Here is a 13,816-nt window from a genome sequence, read left to right on the forward strand (position 1 = left end):
TGCGGCGGCGCGCCTTGGTTAGGGACTTTTGTCAGCGGCGCTTGCGTTTGAGGCGGCCGGTTCCTGCGACTGGCCTATTTCCTATGGATGGTTGTAGCGCTTCAACAGCGCGGCGTAGCGGCCATCCTGCTTGATTTTGTCCAGCGCCGCCTGCAGCCGCGCGGCGTATTCCGGCTTGCTGTCTTTTTGCAATGCGAAATAGAAGCGGGTGCGGTCGTCCAGCGCCAGCACCGGTTCCAGCTGTTCCGGATTTTGTCCTTGCTGGCGAGCGGCGTAGCGCTGAAACAGGCCAACGCCGGCGCTGAATTGCACGCGGCGCGCGTACAGCAGTCTGGCGGACTGGGCCTCGTCGTTGGTCAGCACCAGATTGTCGCTGGCGGCGAGGCCCTTTTCCTCCAGTATCTTCTCTCCCGGCGTGTCGCGAGCCACCGCGATCTTGGCCCGCCGGATTTCGTCTGGCGATGGCGGCGGGGCATGCGGTCCGGCCAGCCGGAATACCTCGATCGGCAGCGGCAGCGCCGGGCCTATCCATTTGAACCATGCCTCGCGTTCCGGCGTCCTGACCGTCAGATAGAGCAGGGTATTGGGCGTTTGCTGCGCTTCCCTCAGCGCCCGGCTCCACGGCTTGACTTCAATCACGGCGCGCAAGCCGCTGTCGCGCAGCATCATCTGCAGCAATTCGTTGGAGAAACCCTTGTGTTCGCCTCCCTCCTCATAGCTGAGAGGGGGCAGGGATTCGGTCAGCGCGAGCAGATCGGGAGGCGGCGCCTCCGCGTGGGAGGGCAGGGCCAGGAGTTGGCAGAGCAGGGAGATGACGGCGACGCGCATGGATGTCTCCGGTGCGGCAGCATGTTTTCATTTCCCACTATAAGCGCGGCGGACAAAAAAAGAGCCCCGGGGGTGCCGGGGCATCAAAGCAAACAACAAAGGAGAAGCCATAAGAAGCATGGTTATATTAGTAATTTATGATTTCATGTGCTTTGATTTGAAACAAACTTACAGATTTTGTTGGTTTGGATAATTGAGACTATTACAAGATGCTCAGGCTGCCGCCAGCGTCTTGCTCAGTTCGATGCGCTCGTCGTCGATGCCGGCCGGGTAAGGCTGGATCGCGCTCTGGCTGTAGCCCAGCCGCTGGTAGAAGCGCAGGTTGTCGGGCAGCCGGCGGCGAGTGGACAGTTTCAGCCTTTGCACGCCTTGCAGGCTGAGTTGCTGCTCCGCGTGGCTCATCAGCGCCGATCCCAGGCCATGGCCTTGCCAATCGGGGTGGGTGCAGACGCGTTTGACTTCGGCGCAGCCGTCGTCGGGCGGCAGCACCAGCAGGCAGGAGACCGGTAGCCCTTGCCGCTCGGCGACGAAAATCTGGCTGCCGCTGGCCAGGTGGCCGGTCAGGCTGCCTATGGTTTCGTCCAGTGCGGTGGGACGGCTGGGCAATATCTCTTGCAATGGCGTGAAGGCCTGCTGCAACAGCAGGCGGATGGCGGGAAGGTCGTCCCAGCCGGCAAGGCGGAATGCGGTATCGCTCATGACGTGTTCCTGAGGATGGGCCGCCGTCGAGTGTAACCAGAAATTATGAACATATGAAAAACGGCCACATGGAATCCATGCGGCCGTTTGTTCTGCGCAACAAGAGGCGGTTTACAGCTTGCCCGCCACCCAGGCTTGCACGCCTTTCAGCGCGGCGTCCAGGTTTTCCGGCTGGGTGCCGCCGGCCTGTGCCATGTCCGGACGGCCGCCGCCTTTGCCGCCCACTTGCTGGGCGACGAAGTTGACCAACTCGCCGGCTTTCAGCTTGCCGGTCAGGTCGGCGGTGACGCCGGCCACCAGTGCCACTTTGCCATCGCCCTTGGCGGCCAGCACGATGGCGGCGGAGCCCAGCTTGTCCTTCAGCTTGTCCAGCGTTTCGCGCAGCGCAGTGTTGTCGGCGCCCGGCAGCTCGACCGCCAGCACCTTGACGCCGTTCACGTCGGCGGCGGCGTCGGACAGGCTGTCGCCGGCGGAGGCCGCCAGCTGGCCTTTCAACTTGGCCAGCTCCTTCTCCAGCGACTTCACGTTGTCCTGCAGCGCGGTGATCTTGGCGACCACCTCGTCGCTGGTCTGCGCCTTCAGCGCGCCGGCGGCTTCCTTGATCAGCGCGTCCTGGGCCTGGATGTAGGCCAGCGCGCCTTCTCCGGTGACAGCCTCGATCCGGCGCACGCCGGCGGCCACGCCGCCTTCGACCACGATCTTGAACAGGCCGATGTCGCCGGTGCGCTTGACGTGGGTGCCGCCGCACAGCTCGGCGGAGAAGTCACCCATGGTCAACACGCGCACTTCGTCGCCGTACTTCTCGCCGAACAGCATCATCGCGCCGGACTTCTGCGCGGCTTCCATGCTCATCAGCTCGGCCTTGACCTCGTAGTTGGCGGCGATCACGTGGTTGACCACGCGTTCGAGCTCGGCGATCTGCGCGGCGGTGACGGCTTCGCCGTGGGCGAAGTCGAAGCGGGTGCGCTCCGGATTCACCAGCGAGCCCTTCTGCACCACGTGGCCGCCCAGCACATGGCGCAGCGCCGCGTGCAGCAGGTGGGTGGCGGAGTGGTTGCGGGCGCTGGCCTGGCGCTGGTGCAGGTCGATGGTGGCGGTGACGGCGTCGCCCACCTTCAGCGCGCCGCGGGCGAGCTTGCCCTTGTGGCCGAAGGCCGCGCCTTGGATTTTCTGGGTGTCGGCCACGTCGAACAGCGCGGCGATGCCGCCGGCGGCGGAGATTTCGCCGACGTCGCCCACCTGGCCGCCGCCTTCGGCGTAGAAGGCGGTGTGGTCGAGGACCACGATGCCCTCATCGCCGGCGGACAGGCTGTCGACCGGTTCGGTGCCCTTGTACAGCGCCAGGATCTTGGCGTCGACGCTGCTCTTGTCGTAGCCGTGGAAGCGGGTGTCGTCGCCGTTGTAGGCGATCTTGCCGCTCATCTTGAAGTTGGAGCCGGCGCGGCCGCGCTCGCGCTGCGCTTCCATCGCGCGCTCGAAGCCTTCCAGGTCGGCATGGATGCCGCGCTCGCGGCAGATGTCGGCGGTCAGGTCCACCGGGAAGCCGAAGGTGTCGTACAGCTTGAAGATGGTGTCGCCGTCCAGAGCGGCCTTGCCGCCTTCCAGCGCGGAGTCCACCAGGCCCATGCCGATTTCCAGCGTCTCGGCGAACTTGATCTCCTCGGCGCGCAGCGCGTCTTCGATATGCGCCTGCTTCTCGCGCAGGTCCGGATAGGCTTCGCCCATCTCGGCGACCAGGTCGGCGACGATCTTGTGGAAGAACAGGCCCTTCTGGCCCAGCTTGTAGCCGTGGCGGATCGCGCGGCGGGCGATGCGGCGCAGCACGTAGCCGCGGCCCTCGTTGGACGGCAGGATGCCGTCGGCCACCATGAAGGAGCAGGCGCGGATGTGATCGGCGATCACTTTCAGCGACGGCACGTCCTGGCTGTATTCCACGCCGGTTTCGCGGGCGGCGGCGCGCACCAGACAGGCCAGCGCGTCGGTTTCATAGTTGGACTTCACGTGCTGCAGCACGGTGGACAGGCGCTCCAGACCCATGCCGGTGTCGACCGACGGCTTGGGCAGCGGGTGCAGCGTGCCGGCGTCGTCGCGGTTGAACTGCATGAAGACGTTGTTCCAGATCTCCATGAAGCGGTCGCCGTCTTCGTCCGGGCTGCCCGGAGGGCCGCCGGCGACGGACGGGCCGTGGTCGAAGAAGATCTCGGTGCACGGGCCGCAGGGGCCGGTGTCGCCCATGGTCCAGAAGTTGTCGGACGCGTACGGCGCGCCCTTGTTGTCGCCGATGCGGACGATCTTGTCGGCCGGCACGCCGACGGTGTTGTGCCAGATGTCGTAGGCTTCGTCGTCCGACGCGTACACCGTCACCATCAGCTTGTCCTTCGGCAGAGCCAGCCATTGCTCGCCGGTCAGGAATTCCCAGGCGAAGGTGATGGCGTCGCGCTTGAAGTAATCGCCGAAGCTGAAGTTGCCCAGCATTTCGAAGAAGGTGTGGTGGCGCGCGGTGTAGCCGACGTTTTCCAGGTCGTTGTGCTTGCCGCCCGCGCGCAGGCATTTCTGGCTGGTGGTGGCGCGGGTGTAGTCGCGCTTTTCAAAACCCAGGAACACGTCCTTGAACTGCACCATGCCGGCGACGGTGAACATCAGCGTCGGGTCGTTGCCGGGGATCAGGCTGCTGGAGGGAACTACCTGGTGGCCTTTGGAGGCGAAGAAATCCAGGAATTTCTTGCGAATTTCAGAGGTTTTCATGATTTTCGGTCAATTTTCAAAATCTGGTCCGGGCGCCGTGCCAGGACGAATCCATCGATTGTGTCAAGCCGGGGCCTGGCTGGCAAGCGCTTCGCAGCGCCGCTTCAGCGCCTGGTTCATCTGCAGGAAGCCTTGGCGGGCGCGCTCCAGCAGTCCGTCGCCGATCAGCGGCAGCAAGAGGCCGGAGAAATCCTCGCCGTGATGCAGGCGGGTGCCGCCGCCATCCAGCGCTTCCAGCCGGAAGCGATGCTCGCCGTCCAATAGGCCGGCAACGAGCAATTTGCCGCGCCAGGCCATCAGGCTGCCGGCGGCGAATTCGCTCAGCCGCGGCCGAAAAGTCAGGCGGCGTCCGCCCGGCGGATGGAGAGTGGCCACCAGCCGGGCACCGGCTTCGTGGCGGCCATGCAGGCCGACGATGAACGGGTTCCATTCCGGGTAGCGCCGCCAGTCGGTCAGCACCTGCCACACCCGTTCCGGGCTGGCGGCGATGTCGATTTCGGTGGCGATGCTGCGCGTTGCCATGGCTCAGTCCTCGTAGAAGTCGTCGTCTCCGCCGCCCGCCAATACCTGGCGGATCACGTCGGCGGGAAAGCCGCGCTGCGCCAGGAAGCGGTACTGCTTGGCCTTTTCCGCGGCGTCGGCCGGCAGCCGGCCAAATTTCTTGCGCCACTGCGCGCGCGCGCTGGCGAGATCGTCCTGGCCGGACAGCGCCTCGCGTATGGTTTCGCTGTCCACGCCGCGCTGGCGCATTTCCTGCGCGAGGCGGCGGCTGCCGAACTTGGCCCCTTTGCTGCTGGCGAACTGGCGGGCGAAGCGGTCGTCCGATTGCCAGTCGGCGGCGGCCAACTCGTCCAGCGCCGCGTTCAGCTCATCCTCGCTGTCGGCAAAAGGCGCGAGCCGCCGAACCAGTTCCTGCCGGGTGTATTCCCGGCGGGACAGCAGTTCGGCGGCTCGCGCCTTCAGGCTTTTGCCTTCCGCCGCCATCAGGCGTCGAAGGCGTCGTCGGCGAACTCTTCGTCGCCCTGGGCTTCGTTGATCTCGATCTTGATGCCCACCGCTTCGCGGATCTTGCGCTCGATTTCCTCGGCTATGGCCGGGTTGGCCTTCAGCCATTCGCGGGTGTTGTCCTTGCCCTGGCCGATCTTCTGGCCGTTGTAGGCGTACCAGGCGCCGGACTTGTCGACGAAGCCGTGCTTGACGCCCAGCTCGATGATTTCGCCCTGGCGCGAGATGCCCTCGCCGTACAGGATTTCGAAATCGGCCTGGCGGAACGGCGGGGAAACCTTGTTCTTGACCACTTTGACGCGGGTGTCGTTGCCGATCACTTCCTCGCCCTTCTTGATGCCGCCGGTGCGGCGGATGTCCAGGCGCACGGAGGCGTAGAACTTCAGCGCGTTGCCGCCGGTGGTGGTTTCCGGGTTGCCGAACATCACGCCGATCTTCATGCGGATCTGGTTGATGAAGATCACCAGGGTGTTGGTGCGCTTGATGTTGCCGGTCAGCTTGCGCAGCGCCTGGCTCATCAGGCGGGCCTGCAGGCCGACGTGGCTGTCGCCCATCTCGCCTTCGATTTCCGCCTTGGGCACCAAGGCGGCCACCGAGTCGATCACGATCAGATCGACGCCGCTGGAGCGCACCAGCATGTCGCAGATTTCCAGCGCCTGCTCGCCGGTGTCCGGCTGCGAGATCAGCAGGTCGTCGACCTTGACGCCCAGCTTTTGCGCATATTGCGGGTCCAGCGCGTTTTCCGCGTCGATGTAGGCGCAGGTGCCGCCCAATTTTTGCATCTCGGCCACTGCTTGCAGACACAGGGTGGTCTTGCCGGACGATTCCGGGCCGTAGATTTCGACCACGCGGCCGCGCGGCAGGCCGCCGACGCCCAGCGCCAGGTCCAGAGTCAGCGAGCCGGTGGAGACCACCTGCAGGTTTTCGTTGATCTGGTTGTCGCTCATGCGCATGATCGAACCCTTGCCGAACTGCTTTTCAATCTGGGAGAGGGCGGCGGCCAGCGCCTTGCTCTTGTCTTCGGAAGCCATGCTGTCTCCAATGGGGTAGTCGGACCAATGATGGGGGCGATTATCGCAGAAAACCAGAGGGCTAACAGCTGCTTGGGGAGGGCGGTTTTCGTGCCATGGTCGTAAAGCCGCGCCACGCCCCCTTTTGGCGCGGTGCAGGATGTGTACAATGGGGACATGATGAACGAACGCGCCCAACATTTGCTGAAGGCGCTGATCGAACGGTACATCGCCGACGGTCAGCCGGTGGCCTCCAAGACTCTGTCGCTGCTGCCCGGGGTGGAGCTGTCGTCGGCCACGGTGCGCAATGTGCTGGCCGATCTGGAAAACATGGGCCTGATCGCCTCGCCGCACACTTCGGCGGGGCGGATTCCCACCGCGCGCGGCTATCGCTTGTTCGTCGACCGGCTGTTGACGATACGGCCGCTGGACGAGCTGTCGCGTAACGAGCTGGAGGCCAATCTGCAGCCGGACAGCCCGCAGCGCATCGCCCAGGCGGCGTCGTCGCTGTTGTCCGAGCTGACCAGCTTCGCCGGCGTGGTGCTGACGCCGCAGCGCAGCGACGTCGCCTTCCGCCAGATCGAATTCCTGCGCCTGTCCGAACGGCGGGTGCTGATGATACTGGTGACGCTGGACGGCGACGTGCAGAACCACCTGTTGAACACCGAGCGCGACTATACGCCGTCCGAACTGGTGGAGGCCGGCAACTTCATCAACCAGCATTACGCCGGACAAGGCCTGAGCGCCGTCACGTCGCGGGTGGAGGGCGAGCTGCGGCAGCTGCAGGGCGACATCGCCGAGCTGATGGCCGCCGCGGTGAGGCTGGGCCAGCAGACTCTGGCCAAGCGCAACGAGGACGTGGTGGTCAGCGGCGGCTCGCGGCTGCTGCAGGTGCACGACCTGTCCGACGACCTGTCGCGGCTGCGGGAGCTGTTCGGCGTGTTCGAGCGCAAGACCGAACTCCTGAAGCTGCTGGCGCAGGGCAGGGAGGCGCAGGGGGTGAACATTTTCATCGGCGAGGAGTCTGGAGTCATAACGCTGGACGAATGCTCGGTGGTGACCGCGCCCTACTGCATCAACGGCCAAGTGGTGGGCACGCTGGGCGTGGTCGGCCCCACCCGCATGGCCTACGAGCGGGTGATTCCCATCGTCGACATCACCGCCCGCCTGGTCAGCAACGCGCTGTCCTTCCGCGAATGAACTCAAGCCATATCGAAAAAGAAAGCAGAATCATGAAATCGATGTTGAAACTGGCCATAGCCGCCGCTCTGGCCGGCGCGGCCTTTACCGCTCCGCAAGCCCAGGCCGACGCCGCCTTTCTGGCGCGCCCCGACGTGCAGCGCTACATCGACGAGCAGGTGGCCACAGGCCAGTTCAACCGCCCCGAGCTGGAGGCGGTGTTCGCCAATGTGGAGCTGAAGCCCAACATCATCCGCATCCTCGACAAGCCGTCCACCTCGCGGCCGTGGTACCAGTTCCGCGCGTCCACCGTCAACGACAAGCTGATCGTCGACGGAACCGCGTTCTGGCAAGGCAATGCCGACGCCCTGGCGCGCGCCGAGCGGGAGTACGGCGTGGCGCCGGAGGTGATCGTCGCCATCCTGGGCGTGGAAACCCATTACGGCCGCAACACTGGCAGCTTCCGGCTGGTGGACTCGCTGTCCACCATAGGCTTCGACTACCCGCGCCGCGCCGAGTACTTCCGCGGCGAGCTGACCCAGTTCCTGCTGCTGGCCAAGGAAGAGGGCAAGGACCCGCTGACGCTGAAGGGCTCCTACGCCGGCGCGATGGGCCTGCCGCAATTCATGCCGTCCAGCTACCGCAAGTGGGCGGTGGATTTCGACGGCAGCGGCCACCGCGACATCTGGAGCAACCCGCACGACGCCATCGGCAGCGTCGCCCATTACTTCCAGCTGCACGGCTGGAGGCGCGGCGACGACATCGTGGCGCCGGCCAGCGTGGCGCCGGAGGCTCAGGTCGACAAGTTGCTGGCCGACAAATTCAACCTGCGCTACACGGTGGGCGATCTGCGCAAGATGGGCGTGGCGCCGCAAACGCCGCTGGCCGACAACGTGCCGGCGGTGCTGTTCTCGCTGGAAACCGCACCCGGCGTCACCGAATACTGGCTGGGCCTGAACAATTTCTACGCGATCACCCGCTACAATCGCAGCACGCTGTACGCCAAGGCGGTGCAGGAGATAGCCGGACAGCTGCGGCAGCGCTACTACGCGTCGCTGGCGCAGCGGCCGGACCCGGCCTCCGCCGCGCAGTAAGACGCGGGCTTTCGCAACAAGACGCCGGCGCCGCCTGGGAGGCCGCGCCGGTGAAACCTGTCGCCTTGCGCGGCAATTGCCATTAAAATCCGCCCCCATGAGCTATCAAGTCCTTGCCCGCAAGTGGCGCCCCAAACGCTTCGCCGACCTGGTCGGCCAGGAGCACGTGGTGCGCGCCCTCTCCAACGCCCTGAAAGAGCAGCGGCTTCACCACGCCTACCTGCTGACCGGCACCCGGGGCGTAGGCAAGACCACCATCGCCCGGATTCTGGCCAAGAGCCTGAACTGCGAGACCGGCACCACGGCCGAGCCCTGCGGCGAGTGCCAGGCCTGCCGCCAGATCGACACCGGCCGCTTCGTCGACCTCCTGGAGATCGACGCCGCGTCCAACACTGGCATCGACAACATCCGCGAAGTGCTGGAAAACGCCCAGTACGCGCCGACGATGGGCCGTTTCAAGGTCTACATCATCGACGAAGTGCACATGCTGTCGAAGAGCGCGTTCAACGCGATGCTGAAGACGCTGGAAGAGCCGCCGGGCCACGTCAAGTTCATCCTGGCCACCACCGATCCGCAGAAGGTGCCGGTGACTGTGCTGTCCCGCTGCCTGCAGTTTTCCTTGCGCAATATGACGCCGCAGCAGGTGTCGACCCACCTGGCCCACATGCTGGACGTCGAGGGCATCCAGTACGAGGCGCCGGCCTTGGCGCTGCTGGGCCGCGCCGCCTCCGGCTCGATGCGCGACGCGCAGTCGCTGCTGGATCAGGCCATCGCCTACGGACTGGGCGAGGTCAAGGAAGACGGCGTGCGCGCGATGCTGGGCGCGGTGGATCGCCGCTACCTGTTCACCTTGCTGCAGGCGCTGGCTGCTGCCGACGGCCCGGCGCTGATGGCCGAGGCCGACCGCCTGGCCGAGCGCGGCGTCAGTTTCGATTCCGCGCTGTCCGAACTGGCGGTGCTGCTGCAGCAACTGGCGCTGGCGCAGACGGTGCCGACGGCGCTGGCAGCCGACGAGCCCGAGCGCGACACCTTGTTCGCTTTGGCCGACGCCATCGCGCCGCAGGACGTGCAGCTGTACTATCAAATCGCCATCCACGGCCGCAAAGACCTGGCGCTGGCGCCGGACGAGCACGCCGGCTTCAATATGGCGCTGCTGCGGATGCTGGCCTTCCACCCGGTCAACGCGCCGGCGGAGAGCGCCGCTCCCGCGCGCCCGGCCGCTCCGTCCCAGCCGCGCCCGGCGCCGGCCTCCGCGTCGGCGGCGTCGGTCGCCAGCGCCTCGGTGCCGGCGGAGCGGGGCATGTCGCCGGCCGCCCGCGCGCTGCAGGCAGCCGGTCTCGGCGGGCAGCCGCAAGGCAAGCCTCGCGCGGCGGAGCCCGCCCCGGCCGCCGAGCCGGAACCCGAGCCCGCGCCCCGGCCTCAGCCGGCTGCGAAGGCGCAGCCAAAGCCTGAGGCTATGCCGGAATCGCGCCCACCGCCGACTCCAAGCCAAGCTGTGCCCAAGCCGGAGCCTGTGATTCAGGAGGCGGAGGACGAGCGCGACGAGGAGGAGATCGTCGACGCGCCGTGGTCCGACGACGACGCGATGCCGGCCTACATGCAGCAACCGCCGCTGGAGGACGAGCCGTCCAGTTACAGCTTCGACGGCGACTGGCAGCGGCTGGTGGCGGATCTGGGCGTCAAGCTCGGCGCCGCGCGGATGCTGGCGCACAACGCCGTGCTGAAGAGTTGGAGCCAGGACCGCCTGGAGCTGGCGGTGCCCGAGAGCTTCCGCCACATGAGCGGACGCGATTATCAGGAAAAACTCAAAGCCGCGCTGGCCGAACGCTTCGGCCACGCGGTGGATCTCGCGGTGACGGTGGAGGAGCTGGGGATGGAAACCCCGGCGATGACCGACGCCCGGCTGCGCCAGGAGCAGCTGGCCGTCGCCCGCGAGTGCATGCAAAACGATCCGGTGGTGCAGCAGATGGTGCGCGAATTCGGCGCCACGCTGCTCATCGAGACCATTCAACCCGTACAGGAGTGACCGCGATGTTCGGTAAAGCTGGTATCGCCGGCCTGATGAAACAGGCCCAGCAAATGCAGGAAAACATGAAGAAGGCCCAGGAAGAGCTGGCCCTGGTGGAAGTGGAAGGCCAGTCCGGCGCCGGCATGGTCAAGGTCACCATGACCTGCTCCCACGACGTCAAGCGCGTCGCCATCGACGACAGCGTGCTCGACGACAAGGAGATGCTGGAAGACCTGATCGCCGCCGCGTTCAACGACGCGGTGCGCAAGGTCGAGTCCACCACCCAGGAGCGGATGTCCGGCTTCACCAACGGCCTGAACCTTCCGGCCGGGATGAAGCTCCCGTTCTGATCCCAGGGCCCGGCGACGGGCCTTTTTTGTGGGAGCCGCCGTGTTCGGGCACTTCACCTTGCGCAGCCGTCTGCCGCGTCCGCCGGAGGCGGTGTGGGCCGACGCGGTCAGCCGGCGCGGCATCAACGACGAGTTCTTTCCGTGGCTGCGCATGCGGCTGCCGCCGGGCGAGCTGCCCGCGCGCCTGGATCAGCCGGCGCGCATAGGCCGCTGCTGGATGCTGTTGCTGGGCTGCCTGCCGGTGGAGTATGACGAGCTGACGCTGCTGCGCCTCGAGCCCGGCGCCTTCGACGAGCGCTCGAGCATGCTGGGGCAGCGCGTCTGGTGGCATCGCCGCCGCGTGAGGGCGGCGGCCGGCGGCTGCGAGGTGGTGGACCGGGTGGCGTTCCAGCCGCGTTGCGCGTGGATGCTGCCGGTGTGCCGGCCCTTGTTCCGGCTGGTGTTCGCCTGGCGCCATTATCGGCTGCGCCGGCGCTACCGCTGATTTTGATGATTTCCGATCGCGGCCGTCTGGCCGCTTTTTCCAGGTTGATGCCGTGTCGATGAAGAATCCTCCCGCGCTGGAGCAATTGATCTCCGCGTTGAAAGTGTTGCCGGGCGTGGGGCCGAAAACCGCGCAGCGGATGGCGTTCCATCTGCTGCAGCGGGACAAGCAGGGCGCCGACAAGCTGGCGCGCGCGCTGGACCGGGCGCTGACCCAGCTCACTCATTGCCAGCGCTGCAATACCTTCAGCGAGGCCGAGCTGTGCGCCATTTGCGCCGACGAGGCGCGCCGCCAGGACCAGTTGTGTATCGTCGAGATGCCGGCCGACCTGATGATGCTGGAGCAGGCCAAGTGCTTCGAAGGCCTGTATTTCGTGCTGATGGGGCGGATATCGCCGCTGGACAATATCGGCCCCAAGGACCTGCATCTGGACAAGCTGCTGACGCGGGCGCTGGACGGGCGGGTGAGCGAGATCGTGATCGCCACCAACTTCACCGCCGAGGGCGAGGTGACTTCCCACATGCTCAGCGAGCTGTTCAAGGAGCGCGGCCTGTCGGTCACGCGCATCGCGCGCGGCATGCCGGTGGGCGGCGAGCTGGAGTATGTCGACTTGGGCACGCTGGCGCAGGCGGTGTACGAACGCCGCGGCGTGTAAGCGGGCATTGTCTTGTCATGGCCGCTTCGCTAGAATCGGCGCTTCCCACGCCGATTTCATCCTCAGGAGTCCTGTCGAAATGAACAAGTGATGCCCGGATGCCTCCGCATCCCCGATTCGTTCCGCCGTCCGGCGCGTGCGAGCGTGCGCATTGCCTGTTTTCGACAATCCGTTCCGAATCCTTCCCGTCCCTTGAGCCTGATGGGAGGCGACTTTCGCGCAGCGCGCGCGTCGGCATTGATTTCCCTTCCCTCAATGGAGGACAAGATGCCCGATGCCGTTCAACAATACGATGTTTTTCATTATAACCAGGCCGCCTGGGACCGCCAGGCGCGCGCCGATTGCGAATGGTCGCGGCCGGTGGACGCAGCCGCCATCGCTGAGGCCCGGCTGGGCCGCGCGCTGGCAAGATTGACGCCGGGGCCTTTGCCAGCGGGATGGCTGGACGATGCGCGCGGCCTGGACGTCCTGTGCCTGGCCGGAGGCGGCGGCCAGCAGGCGCCGCTGCTGGCCGCCGCGGGCGCGCGGACGACGGTGCTGGACGCGTCGGCCGAACAGCTGGCGCGCGACCGCGAGGTGGCCGAGCGCGAGAGCCTGGCGCTGCGGCTGGAGCAGGGCGACATGCGCGATCTGTCGCGCTTCGCCGACGCGAGCTTCGATTGCGTGTTCCATCCGATCTCCAATCTCTATGTGCCGGATGTGGCGCCGGTGTGGCGCGAGTGCCATCGCGTGCTGAGGCCGGGCGGACGCTTGCTGGCGAGCTTCTACAACCCGGCGGTGTTCGTCGCCGACCGCGATCCGGCGTTGCTGGAGCAAGGCCTGATCAGGCCGCGATTCGCCATCCCGTACGCCGATCCCGCGCATTTGTCCGAGGCCGAGCTGGCGGCGAAGCGAACGAAGGGCGAGGCGCTGGTGTTCGGCCACAGCCTGGCCGAGTTGATCGGCGGGCAGACGGCGGCGGGCTTTCTGATCGCCGGTTTTCACGAGGACTGGCAGCCGCGGCCGCGGTTCCTGATCGATCGCTATCTGCCCACCTTCATCGCCACCTGGGCGCTCAAGCCAGCCTGACGCGCGAAAAAAAAGCCCGCCGGAAACGGCGGGCTTTTTCACGAGGGGCGCGGGGTCAGTCGCCGCTGACCACGTCCACGCCCTTGGGCGGAACGAAGGCGAAGCGGGAGGCGGGCAGCGCGGCGTTCTGCTGCGGCTTGCTGAACACGATGCGGGTGTCGTTGCCGAAGCTGTCGGTCAGCTGCATTTCCACCAGCATATTGTTCTTGAAGCCCATGCGGATGGCGCTGAAGGTGTTGTCCTGCTTTTTCGGGCTGGCGGCCAGCCATTCCAGCTCGCCTTGCTTGCCTGCCTCGTTCAGCTTGTAGCTGCGCTCGATCTCGTTGCTGCCGGCCAAGAGCGCGGCCGGGCTGGAGCCCAGCGCGGCACCCTGGGCCTTGCGCGTGGCCTGGGCCAGGTCTTGGTCGTAGATCCACAGCGTCTTGCCGTCGCCGATGATCAGCTGCGAGTAGGGCTTGCTGTATTCCCAGCGGAATTTGCCGGGGCGGGCGATTTCCAGCCGGCCGCTGGCTTCCTCGCGCTTGCCCTTGTTGCTTACGGTCTGGCTGAAGTCGGCGGACAGCGTCTTGCTGCCGGAAACGAAGGCTTTGAGCTGGGCGACGGCGGAAGCCTGGGCAGGCGCGGCCAGGCTGGCGGCGATGGCGGCGGCCAGCATCGGGAAAAACGGTTTCATGGCGTCAATGTCCTCGCG

At 66.1% G+C, this 13,816-nt stretch carries 14 protein-coding genes; 7 read left to right on the plus strand and 7 right to left on the minus strand.

Annotation, left to right across the window (positions count from 1 at the left end):
* Positions 1–81 precede the first annotated feature (81 nt).
* The 6 genes from BKX93_RS21225 to recA all read right to left on the minus strand — a co-directional run bounded on the left by BKX93_RS21225 (position 82) and on the right by recA (position 6,308).
* Positions 82–828, minus strand: a complete 747-nt coding sequence (locus tag BKX93_RS21225) for a substrate-binding periplasmic protein (RefSeq protein WP_052729375.1) — start codon at positions 826–828, stop codon at positions 82–84.
* A 213-nt stretch (positions 829–1,041) separates the two neighbouring features.
* Positions 1,042–1,527, minus strand: coding sequence for a GNAT family N-acetyltransferase (locus tag BKX93_RS21230; protein ID WP_046167332.1), 486 nt, complete (start codon positions 1,525–1,527; stop codon positions 1,042–1,044).
* A 111-nt stretch (positions 1,528–1,638) separates the two neighbouring features.
* Positions 1,639–4,272 (minus strand): alanine--tRNA ligase, encoded by a 2,634-nt coding sequence (gene alaS, locus BKX93_RS21235; RefSeq protein WP_046158185.1) that lies wholly within the window; start codon positions 4,270–4,272, stop codon positions 1,639–1,641.
* A gap of 63 nt (positions 4,273–4,335) precedes the next feature.
* Positions 4,336–4,794, minus strand: coding sequence for an SRPBCC domain-containing protein (locus BKX93_RS21240; protein ID WP_046158184.1), 459 nt, complete (start codon positions 4,792–4,794; stop codon positions 4,336–4,338).
* Between the two features lie 3 nt (positions 4,795–4,797).
* Positions 4,798–5,256, minus strand: coding sequence for a recombination regulator RecX (recX, locus tag BKX93_RS21245; RefSeq protein WP_046158183.1), 459 nt, complete (start codon positions 5,254–5,256; stop codon positions 4,798–4,800).
* Complete coding sequence (gene recA / locus BKX93_RS21250; protein WP_021476347.1) at positions 5,256–6,308, minus strand: recombinase RecA; 1,053 nt, start codon at positions 6,306–6,308, stop codon at positions 5,256–5,258. Before recA ends, recX begins: the two co-directional genes overlap by 1 nt.
* Before the next feature lie 156 nt (positions 6,309–6,464).
* Here recA and hrcA point away from each other — a divergent pair, with 156 nt between their 5' ends.
* The 7 genes from hrcA to BKX93_RS21285 all read left to right on the plus strand — a co-directional run bounded on the left by hrcA (position 6,465) and on the right by BKX93_RS21285 (position 13,125).
* Complete coding sequence (gene hrcA / locus BKX93_RS21255) at positions 6,465–7,487, plus strand: heat-inducible transcriptional repressor HrcA (protein WP_046158182.1); 1,023 nt, start codon at positions 6,465–6,467, stop codon at positions 7,485–7,487.
* Between the two features lie 32 nt (positions 7,488–7,519).
* Complete coding sequence (gene mltB / locus BKX93_RS21260) at positions 7,520–8,560, plus strand: lytic murein transglycosylase B (RefSeq protein WP_186009458.1); 1,041 nt, start codon at positions 7,520–7,522, stop codon at positions 8,558–8,560.
* Between the two features lie 97 nt (positions 8,561–8,657).
* Complete coding sequence (dnaX, locus tag BKX93_RS21265; protein ID WP_070981267.1) at positions 8,658–10,586, plus strand: DNA polymerase III subunit gamma/tau; 1,929 nt, start codon at positions 8,658–8,660, stop codon at positions 10,584–10,586.
* Positions 10,587–10,591: 5 nt separating this feature from the next.
* On the plus strand, positions 10,592–10,918 hold the full coding sequence (locus BKX93_RS21270) for a YbaB/EbfC family nucleoid-associated protein (protein WP_046168254.1): 327 nt from the start codon (positions 10,592–10,594) through the stop codon (positions 10,916–10,918).
* A 40-nt stretch (positions 10,919–10,958) separates the two neighbouring features.
* Entirely contained in the window at positions 10,959–11,402 is a 444-nt protein-coding gene (locus tag BKX93_RS21275) for a hypothetical protein (protein WP_083340625.1), read from the plus strand.
* Positions 11,403–11,460: 58 nt separating this feature from the next.
* Entirely contained in the window at positions 11,461–12,057 is a 597-nt protein-coding gene (recR, locus tag BKX93_RS21280) for a recombination mediator RecR (RefSeq protein ID WP_046157512.1), read from the plus strand.
* Positions 12,058–12,324: 267 nt separating this feature from the next.
* The gene (locus tag BKX93_RS21285) at positions 12,325–13,125 is read left to right on the plus strand and encodes a class I SAM-dependent methyltransferase (RefSeq protein ID WP_070981935.1); all 801 of its coding nucleotides are present in this window, start codon (positions 12,325–12,327) and stop codon (positions 13,123–13,125) included.
* A gap of 55 nt (positions 13,126–13,180) precedes the next feature.
* Here the strand turns inward: BKX93_RS21285 and lolA are convergent, their stop codons facing one another.
* Positions 13,181–13,798, minus strand: coding sequence for an outer membrane lipoprotein periplasmic chaperone LolA (lolA, locus tag BKX93_RS21290; RefSeq protein WP_046157510.1), 618 nt, complete (start codon positions 13,796–13,798; stop codon positions 13,181–13,183).
* Positions 13,799–13,816 lie beyond the last annotated feature (18 nt).

The organism is Chromobacterium vaccinii, assembly GCF_001855275.1.
In the GTDB taxonomy this organism is placed as follows: Bacteria; Pseudomonadota; Gammaproteobacteria; order Burkholderiales; family Chromobacteriaceae; genus Chromobacterium; species Chromobacterium vaccinii.